The sequence below is a fragment of the Bradyrhizobium yuanmingense genome (assembly GCF_900094575.1).
Classification (GTDB): Bacteria; Pseudomonadota; Alphaproteobacteria; order Rhizobiales; family Xanthobacteraceae; genus Bradyrhizobium; species Bradyrhizobium yuanmingense.
On record NZ_FMAE01000004.1, the window covers coordinates 391,770 to 406,009 of the forward strand.

Sequence of the window (14,240 nt, forward strand, 5' to 3'; positions counted from 1 at the left end):
TCGAGGCAGCTGGAACAAGCGTAGGTTGAAAGCGTTAGCTGCGGGCCGCACTTGATGTCGGGGGCGGAGCTATGTCCGACTTATTACCCAGCGCGTTGGATCTCGCGCGCTTCCAGTTTGCCTTCACGGTGGTCTGGCACTTCCTATTTCCGGCCTTCACCATCGGACTGGCGAGCTATCTTGCTGTGCTCGAAGGGCTGTGGCTGTGGACGGGCCGCGGCGCCTATCTCGATACCTACCGCTATTGGCTGAAGATTTTCGCCGTCGCTTTCGCCATGGGCGTGGTGTCGGGCTTGGTCATGTCATACCAGTTCGGCACGAATTGGTCGGTGTTTGCCGACAAGACATCCCCGGTGCTCGGGCCGCTCCTCGGCTACGAGGTGCTGACGGCATTCTTTCTCGAGGCCGGCTTCCTTGGAGTCATGCTCTTCGGCCTGGGACGCGTTGGCCCGCGCCTGCATTTCGTCGCGACCTGTTTCGTCGCGGGCGGCACCTTGCTCTCGGCCTTCTGGATTCTAGCCGCAAATTCCTGGATGCAGACGCCGGCAGGACACGCGATGGGAGCGGACGGCCAATTCATCCCCGAGAGCTGGCTCGCGATCATCTTCAATCCGTCGTTCCCTTATCGCTTCGCCCACACGGTGACGGCGGCTTACCTGACGACCGCGATGATCGTGGGAGCCGTGGGCGCCTGGCACCTGCTGCGGAACAGGATGAACGAACGCGCACGCATCATGTTTTCAATGGCGATGTGGATGGCCGCGATCGTGGCCCCGCTACAGCTTCTGATCGGCGATCTGCATGGGGTGAATTCGTATCACCACCAGCCCACCAAGGTCGCCGCCATGGAGGGTCACTTCGAGACCGAGCGCCGCGCGCCTTCCATCCTGTTCGGAATGCCGGACGCCGAAGCCGGGGTGACGCGCGGCCAAATTGCCATTCCTGGCTTTGCGAGCCTCTATCTCACGCATAGCCTTGATGGAGAGGTCAAGGGGCTCAAGGCTTTCCCGAAAGACACCTGGCCGACCAACATTCCGCTCGTCTTCTGGGCGTTCCGCATCATGGTCGGCTTGGGGATTCTGATGATCGTGCTCGGCATGGCCTCGCTCGTTCTGCGTTGGCGAGACGCCCTGTACGACACGCCATGGCTGCATCGCTTTGCCGTGGCCATGGGGCCGTCGGGGCTGATCGCTGTGACGGCCGGATGGACGGTGACGGAGGCGGGACGCCAGCCATTCACGGTTTATGGACTGCTGAGGACCGCCGATAGCGTGGCGCCGATCGCAGCGCCGGCGGTGGCCGCGTCTCTGGCGGCATTCGTTGTCGTGTACTTTGTCGTTTTTGGCGCGGGGATTGCTTATCTGTTTCACCTCTTCCGCCAGACCCCTGAAGCCGGCGAGCACGGACCGCCACAAGGCCAGCCGGTCCGCACGGCCGGCATCACGCCGGCGCCAGCCTTGATAGCAGGGTCAGACACGCACAGAGTAGAGCCGCGGCAAGCGGGGATCCGGCCATGAGCATCGACCTCACATTGATTTGGGCGCTGCTGATCGCCACGGCCGTGCTGCTCTACGTCGTGATGGACGGCTTCGACCTCGGCGTCGGCATCCTGTTTCCGGCCGAGGTGGCGAGGCCCGATCGCGATGTCATGGTCAACTCGGTGGCACCGGTCTGGGACGGCAACGAAACCTGGCTCGTCCTCGGTGGCGGCGGATTGTTCGCCGTGTTTCCACTGGCCTACGCGACGATTTTTCCTGCGCTGTACATGCCGCTCATTCTGATGCTGCTGGCGCTGGTGTTCCGCGGAGTAGCCTTCGAAATGCGGTTTCGAGCACGGACGTCGGCTGGTGAAATATGGTGGGACCGCGCCTTCTCCTGGGGCAGCTTTGCGGCCGCATTGCTCCAGGGCGTTTGCCTCGGTGCCATCGTGCAGGGCATCCGCGTGGAGGGGCGTGCTTACGCCGGCGGGTGGTGGGACTGGCTGACACCTTTCTCGGTTTTGACCGGTGTTGCCCTTGTCGTCGGCTACGGCCTGCTCGGCGCGTGCTGGCTGATATGGAAGACCGACGGCGCGCTTCAGGCACGCTGCCGCAACTACGCACGCGTTCTCGGATTTGCGACACTCGGCTTCATCGGCCTCATATCACTGATGATGGTCATCCAAAGCCCTGCGTTCCGGGAGCGATGGCTGACGCTGCCGAACATGCTTTACGCAGCGCCTGTGCCAGGTCTCTTGGCCCTGCTGGCATGGCGCTTTCACCGCGCGCTCGCAAAGGGCGAGGATGGGATGCCGTTCCTGTGCGCGCTGGGCTTTTTCCTGCTGTCCTATGCCGGGCTGGGCATTAGCATGTGGCCGATGATCGTGCCGCCCTCGATTACGATCTGGCAGGCAGCCACGCATCCCAGCAGCCAGTTGTTCCTGCTCGTCGGCGCGGCGGTGCTGGTACCGGTGATCCTTGTCTATACCGGCTACGTCTATTGGATCTTCCGCGGCAAGGTGCGGCACGGCGAGGGATATCACTGATGCTGCGTGTGTCTCGCGCCTGGCGGCAGTTGCTGTGGTTCGTTGCGCTGTGGGCTGCAGGTGTGATCGCGCTGCTGGCGATTGCAGTGCCGATCCGATGGCTGCTGAAGACAGGGTGAGGGAGTTGCCGACCCGCCGGGCCGGCCGCTGCTGCCGTCCTGATCGCGCGGAGACACCCGGCGCAAACGTCGGATCTCCGTCACCTACGCTCGTGATACGACATCCGCATCGCCCCCTTCGGGCGATGGTCGAGCTACGAGGTCGGCCGCCCCAGCCAAGACCGCGACGCCCATCATCAACGAGGTGAAAGCCGTGAAAGGGTGGTGTATGACGTGACCAGCAAGCTGCCTGGGACGATTGAGTGGGAGTAGGGAACCTTCTCGCTGGTGGGAACTGATTTGCACATTGAATACGCTGCCGACTTTGCTGCTGTTCAGGCAGAGGCGGCACTCTTCTTTCCAGCGCCGCTGAATTCAAGGATGCTTTTAGCTAGCTCTTCGACGGCCTTCTTGTTGTTCTGTGCCCAAATAGTGGTAAAGGCTAAGCTCACTGTTTGTGCGGGTATAAGCCCTAACTTCGCGCCGAGTTGCGAAAAAAGCAAATGCGTGTCCTTGTTTGATAAACGAACCTGTTTGCACGCATCCAAAACTCGATCACTTTCAGCAAATTCTTGGAGAAGGGCGACGGACAATTTACCACCGATCGCTGGCCATGCTTCAACGCAGCTGTCGAATACAAATGCTTCCGGTGCGTTGCCTGGAAGACGAAACACACCGTTAGAAAGGTTCTCGTCTTGCTTGGAATCCCCGTCTATCACGCACACCGAAGGCACAGTTATTGCTGGATTGGTATTGTGATAGCTGTTCATCGAGACCGCTGCGCCATCGCCAGCCATCGCGTGAACCTGAAAGTGCTCGATAGGACGATTCGCGCCCTGCCGAAGAATCGATTCCACCCAAATTTTCGCGAAATCGTCCTCAACAAAAACGACGGATGACGTTTCGATCTGCCCGGTAATTGCCCGCAGGGATGCGATATCCAGTTTGCCTTGAAACAATTTGTCCTTCGTTGCCGCCCAGATAGCCTTACTTGGTAGAGGTTGGAGAGCTTCATTCGAATGTGTTGTGAAGATTACCTGGATCTTTTTGCGCTCTGCGGCCCAGATCAGGTACTCCACCAGTCGAATCGTGGCCACAGGATGCAAGCCGTTTTCGATCTCCTCTATCAAGACCAGCGTTTGATCTTCTGCAGTTTCGATCGCGGCAACCATGCGAATAATGCTCGATTCTCCAGCGCCAAAGTGAAATTCCGAGTACTGGACGCCATTCGTTGTTTGTCCCGTTAATAGCGTTACGTCGCCAGAGGCGTGAATCTTCAGCTGCTTGAACCCGCTAACATCTTTATCTAGAATTCGAGAGACGGCTTGGTTTAGGTCCTGCGAGAATCCAACTATTTGGCTGTCTGGGACAGAGAATTTCCGGGATGTGCAGCTGAGAAGCTCTCTTCGCTCGCTTGCAGGCACGGTTCGCGAAACGCCAAAGACGAGGACCTGCCTATCCATGGCGTCGCGATTCCACTTAAGGCTCTTAAAGCTAGCGGTTCGCCGGATATGATCTTTCGGAGCAACTTTTCGATTAGTGAGCTCGTACTCTATCGACCAGTCCTGCATGCGGGCGTCGTACTTCCCACTCTTTGAAAAGAAAGTACGAGGTGCAACGTCCTTGTAGATGATGCCGGCGGCGCCTAGGACGGTCGTTTTGCCGCCGCCATTCGGGCCGATGATTGCAGTGACAGGAAAGTCGAACGAGATGGGTTCATCGCTAAAACCGCGAACCTTCTTCAGTACCATTTTGGCGAGGTACTGACCATAGTTCCTCTCTCTTGCCTTATCCAATAGTGCATTGATTGTGCTGTCGCGCACTTCGCTTTTAAACACAGCTAGGTACTTTCCAATCATTGAGCCGATAAGTTGAACCGTGCAGAGCGGTACTAGGCCCCCACATTCCAAATGTGTTTGGTAGAATCTCTCCGCCAAGCCCAATCCGCCAAAGCAAAAACTATTTGAGATAGCTTTCAATTGAATGAGGTCATGTGTCGTTCTTTTCTGGCTTACTTGGCCGTCTAGGAAGTATCAGTCGGTTCGGTTTTTGAGGAGCTGAACTGGCTTCTGGCTCTTCGGCCTCCTCACAAATCGTCTGGAGCTTGCGCAAAAGGCTTTGCGGTTGTTTCAGCAGGGCCTGGTTTTTCTCTACCGCACGCAGTTCCACAGGCGACAGCGTCCTGACGATGATGTCGTCGCCGTTTTTCAATAGCAGAATGTTCCCTGCCTGAATGCACGCCTTGTCTGAATTGTTAAGGGCTTTCATAAGAGTAGCAATGGCGGTTGCGTGATCCTTGTTAGCTGCAGCTTGAGGCTTGTCTAGTAGGGCTATTTCCGCGGCGCGCTCAAGCTTTTGAAGCCGTTCGGCCACGTCTTCTTGGGTGGCCATGTCTTTGGTGCGCGCCCAAAAGCGCTTCCACCACGATCCACTTTCTTCTGGAAGATCAGTATCCTTCTCAAAGGAAAGCTCGCCAAGGGTTGCTACTACGGCGTCGATGATCGCCTGGTGAGTTTCATCGCCCGCCGGTTCGGATAGATAGATGCGAATCGGTATTGTACGTTGAGTACGTAGCTCTTCAGGCTTGATGCCGATCGAAAGGCCCCATTCAAATGTCTTCAAGTCGTCCGCAACGTCGGATAAAGACAGCAGTACGTTGTGACGAGTGATTTCATCTTCGAACGAAAGGTCGTTCAAGCGCTCACGGACTTCAGCAAACCGCCTGTCTGTCTCTCGTTCTATTCGATCGAGGCGCTCAGATAAGCGCCCGTATATGCTATCGCCAATCTCTTGCATACCTTTGGTTCGTCGCCCAAGTGAGCCTCGCCGAAGGGAAGAGCGCAGTCGTGCGAAGATGAAGTGTGGAGGGAACGGCAACCGAGAAAAAAGTTCGCTGCGTTCAAAAAGTCTCTCTTCAAGCGTGCGGAGTAATGGATCAAGGAAGGGCTCCAGATCATCCGAATCTACATTGGTATGATCCGCGACCAAAAGTGTGGCGAGTAGCAAAAGGAGATCATCGTTGTATTCTTGAGAAGGTGCCATCGTTTGATTCCAGCTATCCTGAGTATGATAGCAGCAGGTTGTGAGGGCGCATAGGACATAACAAAAGTAGAGAGCGACGAAACTGATTCCGCACGCTGGTGTCGAGGCGAGGCGAGAGTAGAGTATAGGAAGTCATAATCAACGCAGAACGATAGACCACCCCAGCATGCAACACCGGCCATGCATGCTGACTTCTATGCTAGGATCTTTGTCTCGGAGCAGCTGCATGTCCATCGCCACAACCCTCAGCCACCAGTCCGCACCCCCCATCGAATCCGACCCCGAAACCCTCGGCTGGATGCGCGGCTTTCCGCCGTCGCCCGACCGCCTCATCACCTTCCAGGACGGCTCGTTCCGCAGCTTCCCAGAACTGCGCTGGGCCTGGTGCAACATCCGCCAGCTGGTGCCCACGGTGAACGTCTGGCGCGGGGCGGGGCCGGCATCACCGCTGCCGCGTGCGGAGCAGGACATCGGCGCGGTCGCCTCGACCACGATGGACGGCCGGCCCATGACTTTCGAGAAGATGCTGGAGGAGACCTACACCGACGGCATCGCGGTGCTGCATCGGGGCAGGCTGATCTATGAGCGCTATTTCGGCGCCTTGAAGCCGCACAAGCCGCATATCGGCATGTCCGTGACGAAGTCGTTCACCGGCGTGCTCGCGGGGATTCTGGTCGCCGAGGGCAGGATCGACCCGCAGGCGCCCGTCACGGACTATGTGCCGGAGCTGAAGCCAAGCGCGTTCGGCGATGCGCGTGTGCACGAGGTCATGGATATGACCACGGGGCTCGCCTACACCGAAATCTACACCGACAAGAATTCCGACGTGTGGGGCCTGCGGCGCGCCAACGGCATGGCGCCGATCCCCCCGGGCTATGACGGCCCCACCACCATCTTCGATTTCCTCATCGCGCAGAAGAAGCAGGGCGAGCATGGCAAGGCCTTTGCCTACAAGACCGTCAACACCGACGTACTGGCGTGGATCATCAGGCGCGCCAGCGGCATGACCCTGTCCGACTTCCTGTCGGAACGCATCTGGCAGCCGATTGGCGCGGAGGAGGACGCGTACTACCACGTCGACCGCATCGGCACCGAGAGCGGCGGCGGTGGCCTCTCCACCACGTTGCGCGATCTCGCCCGCTTCGGCGAGACCATGCGCAATCACGGCCGCTTCAACGGCCGCCAGATCGTGCCGTCGCAAGTAGTCGAGGACATCGCGCGCGGCGGCGATCCCGAAAAATTCAAGCCGGCCGGCTACACCACGCTGCCGGGTGCCTCCTACCGCAATCAATGGTGGGTGACGCACAACGCGCACGGCGCCTACATGGCGCGCGGCGTCTACGGCCAGGGCATCTACATCGATCCCAAGGCCGAAATGGTGATCGCACGCTACGCCTCGCATCCGATGGCGGGTAACGCCGCCAACGATCCCGTGACGCTGCCGGCCTACATGGCGCTGGCGAAGGCGCTAGTGACGGGCGGGTAGGGTGGATTAGCCTGCGGTTGCGCGAAGCGCAGCCCGCCGGCGTAATCCACCATCTCTCGCCGCGCCGTGTCGGCAATGGCGGATTACGCCTTCGGCTAATCCGCCCTACGAGCCGGCGAAGGCGCTGATGCCCGGCGGGTAGGGCGTCGCAGCTCGTGCCTCACTCATGCGCCTCCTGCCAATGCGGATAGGTGACATAGGCGGTGACGGCGCCTTGCTCGTGCGAGCGGATCGTGACCGTCTCGCCCTTCGGCATATGGACGATCTCGCCGGGCCCCGCGGTCACGGTGCTGCCGTCGCTCGTGACCGACAGCTTCCCTTCGAGGACGATCATGACATCGTCGACCTTCATCGTCTCCTTGAGATTTTGGTTCGGCGCGTAGCGGCCGAAGCCGATCGTGATAGGTCCGCCGTGGCGCTGGTCGACCAAGTTGGCGACGAAGATATCGCCGTCCTGTCCCGGTGAGCGCTCGAGCGAGGCGTCGGCGATGGCGAATTTGCGAACTTTCATGAGGTCATTCCGTCTTGTGGGGCTGGGGGAGGGCACCGATAGACGCCGTGGCCGTTGTTTGGTTCCGCCTCGCGGGCGGTTTGACGCAGCGGAACGTCGCGCAATATAAGTATTGACTTATATTAGTCGCGATCGATATTTGTTCGGCGGATGAACCACAGGGAGAACCGAAAATGCAGATCGACGTCGCCAGGGTCTTGGGGCTTGTGACGCGCTCGGTGAGGAGCTTGGAGAGAGACGGCAAGCCGGCTAGCGCGGTGACGCTAACGCGGCTCTACGACACCAGCGTCGACGATCTCTGGGACGCCGTGACCAGCAGGGAGCGGATCCCGCGCTGGTTTGCGCCGGTCGAGGGCGACCTCCGGCTCGGCGGACGCTACCAGGTCAAGGGCAATGCCGGCGGCACCATCACGTCCTGCACGCCGCCCACCCATTTCGCCGCGACCTGGGAATTCGGCGGCGCCACGAGCTGGATCGACGTCAGCCTGAAAGCCGAGCGGAGCCAGGCGCGCCTGACGCTTGAGCACACCGCGATCATCGAGGATCATTGGAATCAGTTCGGTCCGGGTGCGGTCGGTATCGGTTGGGACCTCGCGCTTGCGGGACTTGAGCGATATCTTGCGACCGGGGCATCGGTCGATCATGAAACGGCGGAGGCGTGGATGGTCTCGCCCGAGGGCAAGGACTTCATGACGACGAGCGGCGAATATTGGCGTGCGGCGCATGTCGCAAGCGGGGTCGATCCTGACGAGGCGAAGCAGCGCTCGGACCGCACCATCGCATTCTATCGCGGCGAGATGCCGCCCGACATCGTTCATCCCGGCACCGGAAGCTGATGCACGCCTTCGAGGTCCTCGCCGATCCCGTGCGCCGCCGCATCCTCGAGCTGCTCGGCCTCAAGGAGATGGCGTCCGGCGAGGTCGTCGAAGTCATCGGGGCCGAGTTCGGCATCACCCAGGCGGCCGTCTCGCAGCACCTCAAGGTGCTGCGCGAGAGCGGCTTTGCGAGCGTCCGGGCGGAGGCGCAAAGGCGCCTCTATTCGGTCGACGCCGCCGGGCTGCAAGCGGTCGATGCCTGGGTCGGCCAGTTCAGGATTATCTGGGAGCCGAAGCTGGACGCGCTCGCCACCGAGATCGCGCGCGGCAAGCGCGAGCGTCGCAAGGCGCCGATCATCAAGCGGACAGGGAAGAGGGCGTAATCGGGCTCCGTAGCCTGGATGGAGCGCAGCGTAATCCGGGGTGTCCCACACAGGCAGTAGCGTAGGGTAGATTAGCAGGCCGCCGCGAAGCGCAGCGGGCGGCGTAATCCACCATCTCTCTCATTTTGTCGTACTCAGGTGGATTACGCTGCGCTAATCCACCCTACGAATTCCGCGACATCTTCTCGAACTTCTTCACCAGCCGCTCCCGCTTCAGCCGCGACAGCCGCTGAATCCAGAACATGCCGTCGAGCTGGTCGATCTCGTGCTGATGGCAGACAGCTCGCAGGGCTTCGGACTCCTCGGTGTGCATGTTGCCGTCGAGATCCCGATAGCTGATCCGCACCCGCGCGTGTCGCTGCACCTCGTCGTTGATCCCCGGCATCGAGACGCTGCCTTCGCGGTGCATGATCATCTCCGGCGAGACCCATGTGATCTCCGGATTGACGTAGGTCTGCGGACCGTCCTTCGCGTCGAGCTCCAGCACCACGACGCGCAAGGGCACGCCGATATGCGGCGCGGTGATGCCGATGCCGGGCGCGGCGCGCATTGTGTCGAGCAGATCCTGCGCGAGCTCGCGCAAGAAATCGTCGAACGCGGTGACGGGGCGGGCCGGCAGCGCAAGCCGGCGGTCGGGATAGCGCACCATCGGGCGGATGGTCATGCAGGGCTCCTACCACTCACTCACGGATCATTGAAGCATCCTCGCTTGACCGCCTACCTACTGGAAGGTAGCTAAGCGCCATGAGCACCGCTTCCTCGACCGCCGACGACATTCTTGGCTGCGCCCGTACGCTGATCATCGCGGGCGGCTACAACGGCTTCAGTTACGCCGACATCGCCGATGTCGTCGGCATCCGCAAGCCGAGCATCCACCACCACTTTGCCAGCAAGGTCGATCTGGTCCGCACCCTGGTGTCGCGCTATCGCGAGGAGGCCCAGGCAGGGCTGTCGGCGCTCGAGCGCAATGTCGCCGACCCCGCCGAGCAGCTCAAAAGCTACATCGCCTATTGGGAGGCGTGCATCAAGGATGCGACGGCTCCCTTCTGCGTCTGCGCGCTCCTTGCCAGTGAGCTTCCGATTCTGCCCGAGGAAGTGGCGCTCGAAGTCCGCGCGCATTTCCGCTCCGTGTCGTCGTGGCTGGCTTCGGTGATGGAGCGCGGCAAGCGGCAAGGCCGGCTCCATCTCTCCGGCACCGCGCGGGCCGAGGCGGAGGGATTCATGGCAACCGTTCACGGCGCGATGCTGTCGGCGCGGGCCTATGGCGATCCAAAAATCTTCGGGACAATCACCCGGCCGCTGCTGGAGCGGCTTTCCACCAGGCACTGACGAGATCGGCACAGGCCGGGCAGGGCGGTGCTTCGGCGTCGTACGTAAACTACCAACTAGTAGGTAAGGAGCAGAAAATGAGAACCAGCGAGATGGCTTTGGGCGCCGACCAGGCGCAATGGCTGAAGCAGTACTACTTCATGCGTGCCGCGTTTTCCGTCGCTTGGGTCATTGCGGCCCTCGCGATCGCGCCGTCATCGGCAGTGATCGCAGCGACGTTGCTCGTTGCCTATCCGGCCTGGGACGCTGCCGCCAATTATCTCGACGCGCTCTGGAGCGGTGGCTTGAACCAGAACCGCACGCAGGGCCTGAACGTGCTGGTCAGCCTCGCCACGACCATTGCGGTCATCCTGGCCTTGCAGGTCAGCATGAACTGGGTGCTCGGAATCTTCGGAGCCTGGGCGATCCTGTCCGGACTGCTCCAGCTCGGCACGGCCGTGCGGCGCTGGAAGCGTCTCGGCGCGCAATGGGCCATGGTGCTCAGCGGTGGCCAGTCGGCCCTGGCGGGCGGCTTCTTCATCTTCCAGGCCGCGACGCCTGCGGTGCCGTCGATCGCGAATGTCGCGGGCTATGCCGCCGTCGGCGCGATCTACTTCCTGGTCTCGGCGGTCTGGCTCACGGTCGGCGACTGGCGCCGTAGTGCGGCCCTGTGAGCCGCAATGTCACTTACAGATAGCGCGTGCCGTCCTTGTGCAGGAAGCGGCCGTCCGCTGCCGGGCTCATCATGTCGATGTCGGAGCAGGTGATGAGGTCGGCTGGCGAGCGTGAGCCGATCTCGAGATAGACCGCCGTCACGCTCGACCTGTTGATCATGTGATGGCCGTTGCCGCTGGCCTTGGGGAAGGCGGCGCAATCGCCGGCGTGCAGCACGGTTTCGCCGCCATCCTCGATCAGCGTCACTTCGCCTTCGAGAATGTAGACGAACTCGTCCTCGTGCGAATGCCAGTGCCGCTGGCTCGACCAGGTGCCCGGCGGCAGGCGCATCAGGTTGACGCCGAAATCCGACAAGCCTCCGGCATCGCCGAGCCGCTTGCGAATGCGCTCGGCGCAAGGCGCATTGAAAGGCGCCGGATAGCCGGAGCCCTTGCGAGCCGGCACGGTGGCGACGTCGATCTTTGGCATGTGGAACTCCCTGCAATCCACCAACAGACCGGCGGCGCGAAGCATCATCACGATGAACATCGCGGACCAGATCAATATGTGTGGGATGCTGTCATTCTGCGGCTGTTTTGCCCGACGTGTCAAACCGATCTGTGATGATGTCGCGCGAGGACAGGGAGCCGCTGAGCTGTCGTTCCTGGTAGGTAAGTCATTGATCCCGCTGGCGCCGCTACTGTGCATGGGGTTGTTTTTCGAGTTTTGTTGCCAGGTCACGAAAGCGTGCGGCAAAAATGACGCCGGTCTGTCGGCCGGCGCAGTTCCCGATCGTCTTTCACGCGAGACAGACCTGACGGGAGACTGAAATGATTTCTTCCAACTATCGCTGGGTGATCGTCGCCGCCGGCGGCGTGCTTGGCTGCGTCGCGATCGGCGGCATGTTTTCGCTGCCGGTGTTCCTGCAGCCGATCACCAAGGACACCGGCTGGTCGGTGACCGGCATCTCCAGCGCGATGACGATCGGCTTTCTGGCCATGGCCTTCACCAGCATGGCTTGGGGCACGCTGTCCGACCGGTTCGGGCCGCTGCCGGTGGTGCTGACGGGATCGGTCGTGCTGGCGCTCAGCCTGTTCGCGGCGAGCCACGCGACCTCGCTTCTCGTGTTCCAGATCGTGTTCGGCCTGCTGGTCGGCGCCGCTTGCGCTGCGATCTTCGCGCCCATGATGGCGACCGTCACGGGCTGGTTCGACTCCAATCGCGGCCTCGCCGTGTCGCTGGTCTCGGCCGGCATGGGCATGGCGCCGATGACGATGTCGCCGCTGGCGGCCTGGCTCGTCTCCGGCCACGACTGGCGCACCTCGATGCAGATCATCGCGCTCGTGGTCGGCGCCATCATGATCCCGGTCTCGTTCCTGGTGCGCCGTCCGCCGGCGCTCGCGCAAGGTCCGGCCGCGCCCGCCGGCGAAACCGCCGGACAAAACGAGATGTCGATGGGCGAGGCGTTGCGCTCGCCGCAATTCCTGATCCTCCTCGCCACCAACTTCTTCTGCTGCGCGACGCATTCCGGCCCGATCATCCACACCGTCAGCTATGCCGTGAGTTGCGGCATCCCGCTGGTCGCAGCGGTGACGATCTACAGCATCGAGGGATTTGCCGGCCTCGGCGGGCGCATCGCCTTCGGCCTGATGGGCGACCGCTTCGGCGCCAAGCGCGTGCTGGTCTCGGGCCTGCTGCTGCAGGCCTTCGGCGCGCTCGCTTATGTCTTCGCGCAACAGCTGACGACGTTCTATGCGGTCGGCGCGATCTTCGGCTTCATCTATGCCGGCACTATGCCACTCTATGCCGTTCTGATCCGCGAGAACTTCCCGCTCAAGATGATGGGCACGGTGATCGGCGGCACGGCGATGGCCGGCAGCCTCGGCATGGCGACCGGCCCGCTCGCCGGCGGCCTGATCTACGATGCCTTCTCCAGCTATGCCTGGCTCTACATCGCCTCCTGGGCGATGGGCTTAGGGGCCTTCCTGATGGCCATGACGTTCCGCCCCTTCGCAAAGCCGCAAGGCGAGGTGGCGCCCGCGGCGGCGTGAATTCGAGATCGAGGCGTGGCGTCAGAGCTGCGCCTCGATCGCGGCCTTGTCGATCACCGACCAGACCTGCCGGATCTTGCCGTCGAGAAATTCGTAGAAGACGTTTTCGCAGAAGGACACGCGCCGCCCGTTGACCGCAAGACCAACGAATGTCCCGACCGGTGTGCAGTCAAACTTCAATCGGGCGGCGATGCGGGGAGGATCGCAGATCAGCATCTCGATATGGAACTGCAGATCGGGGATCTCCCGAACATCCCTTTCCAGCATCGCGCGATAGCCCTCGAGCCCAAGGGGCCGCGCGTTGTGGGTGGCCTCATCATGCACGAATTGTCCGAGTGCCGGCCAATCCCGCCGATTCAGGCAGCTGATGTAGGCGCGGTAGATGTCGGCGAGGTCGTCTCTCGTCATACCGAAGCTCCCAAGGCTTCGACTAACACGGCTTCGACTAACACGGCTTCGACTAACGCGCTGACATCGCGAACCGGTCCAGCATCAGAGGCGCTTTTCGAAGAAGAGGTCCGGATAGGGATCGTCGTTGAAGCGCGGGATCTCGCGCCAGCCCGTGCTGCGATAGAGCTGACCGGCTTCGGGCAGTGCGCTGTTGGTGTCGAGCCGCAGCAGCGCGATGCCGAGCTCGCGCGCGGCGCTCTCGGTCGCATCCATCAGGCGGCGGCCGAGCCGCAGCCCGCGCGCGGCCGGCGCGACCCATAGCCGCTTGATCTCGGCGTAGCCGTGATCGGTACCCTTCAAGCCGACGCAGCCGATCGGCAGCGTGTCCGATATCGCGACGAGGAATGTGCCGCGCGGCCGGCGCATGTCCTTGGCGTCGGGGTCGCGTGACAGCGAGACGTCAAAGCCTTGGCTGAAGCGGCGGCCGAGCTCGGCATAGTACTCGCCGAGGCAGTAGCGCGCTTGGTCGCAGCGCGGATCCATCTCTTCCAGCGCGACGCGCTCGCGCGTCAGCGCGGAGGCGATCAGGTCCATCGCCGCCAGCAACGCATCGCGTTGCGAATGTTGCGCGAGGAGGCCTTCGGCCTGCGCGTTGGACAGCGCCTCGTAGGCCGTGAACTCGCGCCGGCCCGCCCGTGTGAGCTTTGCCATGCGCCGCCGCGCATCGTCCTCGCGTGCGGCGGTCTCGATCAGCCCTTCGTCCTCGAGGCTGCGAAGCAGCCGGCTCATCAGCCCGGAATCGAGACCGAGATAGTCGCGGATCTCCGCCACCTCCGATCGACCGTGCCCGATCGCATTGAGCACGCGCGCGGCCCCGAGCGGCCGGCCGCGCCCGAGAAACGACGTATCGAGTGCTCCGACGGCCGAGGTGACGGCGCGGTTGAAGCGGCGGACGCGGGAGGCGGGATCGAGCATGAT

16 protein-coding genes and 1 pseudogene are annotated in these 14,240 nt (G+C 61.9%); 10 read left to right on the plus strand and 7 right to left on the minus strand.

Annotation, left to right across the window (positions count from 1 at the left end):
• Positions 1 to 71 precede the first annotated feature (71 nt).
• The 3 genes and pseudogenes from GA0061099_RS15340 to GA0061099_RS43410 form a co-directional block, all read left to right on the plus strand.
• Entirely contained in the window at positions 72 to 1,517 is a 1,446-nt protein-coding gene (locus GA0061099_RS15340; protein WP_036022578.1) for a cytochrome ubiquinol oxidase subunit I, read from the plus strand.
• Positions 1,514 to 2,524, plus strand: a complete 1,011-nt coding sequence (gene cydB / locus GA0061099_RS15345) for a cytochrome d ubiquinol oxidase subunit II (RefSeq protein ID WP_036022581.1) — start codon at positions 1,514 to 1,516, stop codon at positions 2,522 to 2,524. Before GA0061099_RS15340 ends, cydB begins: the two co-directional genes overlap by 4 nt.
• Before the next feature lie 276 nt (positions 2,525 to 2,800).
• A pseudogene (locus tag GA0061099_RS43410) lies at positions 2,801 to 2,895 on the plus strand (GMP synthase (glutamine-hydrolyzing)); the annotation flags it as partial.
• Between the two features lie 62 nt (positions 2,896 to 2,957).
• Here GA0061099_RS43410 and GA0061099_RS15350 read toward each other — a convergent pair.
• Positions 2,958 to 4,559, minus strand: coding sequence for an ATP-dependent nuclease (locus GA0061099_RS15350; protein ID WP_199751033.1), 1,602 nt, complete (start codon positions 4,557 to 4,559; stop codon positions 2,958 to 2,960).
• Between the two features lie 52 nt (positions 4,560 to 4,611).
• Entirely contained in the window at positions 4,612 to 5,664 is a 1,053-nt protein-coding gene (locus GA0061099_RS15355; protein ID WP_141697609.1) for a hypothetical protein, read from the minus strand.
• 226 nt (positions 5,665 to 5,890) lie between these two features.
• Between GA0061099_RS15355 and GA0061099_RS15360 the strand changes: the two genes are divergently transcribed.
• Entirely contained in the window at positions 5,891 to 7,150 is a 1,260-nt protein-coding gene (locus GA0061099_RS15360; protein WP_036022585.1) for a serine hydrolase domain-containing protein, read from the plus strand.
• A gap of 160 nt (positions 7,151 to 7,310) precedes the next feature.
• Here GA0061099_RS15360 and GA0061099_RS15365 read toward each other — a convergent pair whose 3' ends face one another.
• Positions 7,311 to 7,661 (minus strand): cupin domain-containing protein, encoded by a 351-nt coding sequence (locus GA0061099_RS15365; RefSeq protein ID WP_036022587.1) that lies wholly within the window; start codon positions 7,659 to 7,661, stop codon positions 7,311 to 7,313.
• Positions 7,662 to 7,834: 173 nt separating this feature from the next.
• On the opposite strand from GA0061099_RS15365, the gene GA0061099_RS15370 reads away from it, so the two are divergent.
• Complete coding sequence (locus GA0061099_RS15370; protein WP_036000961.1) at positions 7,835 to 8,497, plus strand: SRPBCC family protein; 663 nt, start codon at positions 7,835 to 7,837, stop codon at positions 8,495 to 8,497.
• Complete coding sequence (locus GA0061099_RS15375) at positions 8,497 to 8,859, plus strand: ArsR/SmtB family transcription factor (protein WP_036022590.1); 363 nt, start codon at positions 8,497 to 8,499, stop codon at positions 8,857 to 8,859. The genes GA0061099_RS15370 and GA0061099_RS15375 overlap by 1 nt, the downstream gene beginning before the upstream one ends.
• Before the next feature lie 163 nt (positions 8,860 to 9,022).
• On the opposite strand, the gene GA0061099_RS15380 is transcribed toward GA0061099_RS15375, so the two are convergent.
• Positions 9,023 to 9,523, minus strand: a complete 501-nt coding sequence (locus GA0061099_RS15380; protein WP_036022592.1) for a peptide deformylase — start codon at positions 9,521 to 9,523, stop codon at positions 9,023 to 9,025.
• Between the two features lie 80 nt (positions 9,524 to 9,603).
• Here GA0061099_RS15380 and GA0061099_RS15385 point away from each other — a divergent pair, with 80 nt between their 5' ends.
• Together GA0061099_RS15385 and GA0061099_RS15390 are read left to right on the plus strand one after the other, a co-directional pair.
• Complete coding sequence (locus tag GA0061099_RS15385) at positions 9,604 to 10,188, plus strand: TetR/AcrR family transcriptional regulator (RefSeq protein ID WP_036000944.1); 585 nt, start codon at positions 9,604 to 9,606, stop codon at positions 10,186 to 10,188.
• Positions 10,189 to 10,265: 77 nt separating this feature from the next.
• Positions 10,266 to 10,841: a DUF308 domain-containing protein gene (locus GA0061099_RS15390; protein ID WP_074447870.1), complete on the plus strand. Its 576-nt coding sequence runs from the start codon at positions 10,266 to 10,268 to the stop codon at positions 10,839 to 10,841.
• 13 nt (positions 10,842 to 10,854) lie between these two features.
• On the opposite strand, the gene GA0061099_RS15395 is transcribed toward GA0061099_RS15390, so the two are convergent.
• Positions 10,855 to 11,310: a cupin domain-containing protein gene (locus GA0061099_RS15395; RefSeq protein WP_036022613.1), complete on the minus strand. Its 456-nt coding sequence runs from the start codon at positions 11,308 to 11,310 to the stop codon at positions 10,855 to 10,857.
• On the opposite strand from GA0061099_RS15395, the gene GA0061099_RS40015 reads away from it, so the two are divergent.
• Both GA0061099_RS40015 and GA0061099_RS15400 read left to right on the plus strand, forming a co-directional pair.
• Positions 11,309 to 11,650: a hypothetical protein gene (locus GA0061099_RS40015; protein ID WP_157785984.1), complete on the plus strand. Its 342-nt coding sequence runs from the start codon at positions 11,309 to 11,311 to the stop codon at positions 11,648 to 11,650. The genes GA0061099_RS15395 and GA0061099_RS40015 overlap by 2 nt on opposite strands.
• A 1-nt stretch (position 11,651) precedes the next feature.
• A complete protein-coding gene (locus GA0061099_RS15400) occupies positions 11,652 to 12,872 on the plus strand; it encodes an MFS transporter (RefSeq protein WP_036022596.1) in 1,221 nt (406 codons plus the stop codon).
• A 21-nt stretch (positions 12,873 to 12,893) separates the two neighbouring features.
• Here the strand turns inward: GA0061099_RS15400 and GA0061099_RS15405 are convergent, their stop codons facing one another.
• Entirely contained in the window at positions 12,894 to 13,280 is a 387-nt protein-coding gene (locus tag GA0061099_RS15405; protein ID WP_036022598.1) for an ester cyclase, read from the minus strand.
• An 84-nt stretch (positions 13,281 to 13,364) separates the two neighbouring features.
• The gene (locus GA0061099_RS15410) at positions 13,365 to 14,237 is read right to left on the minus strand and encodes a bifunctional helix-turn-helix transcriptional regulator/GNAT family N-acetyltransferase (protein ID WP_036022600.1); all 873 of its coding nucleotides are present in this window, start codon (positions 14,235 to 14,237) and stop codon (positions 13,365 to 13,367) included.
• Between the last annotated feature and the right edge of the window lie 3 nt (positions 14,238 to 14,240).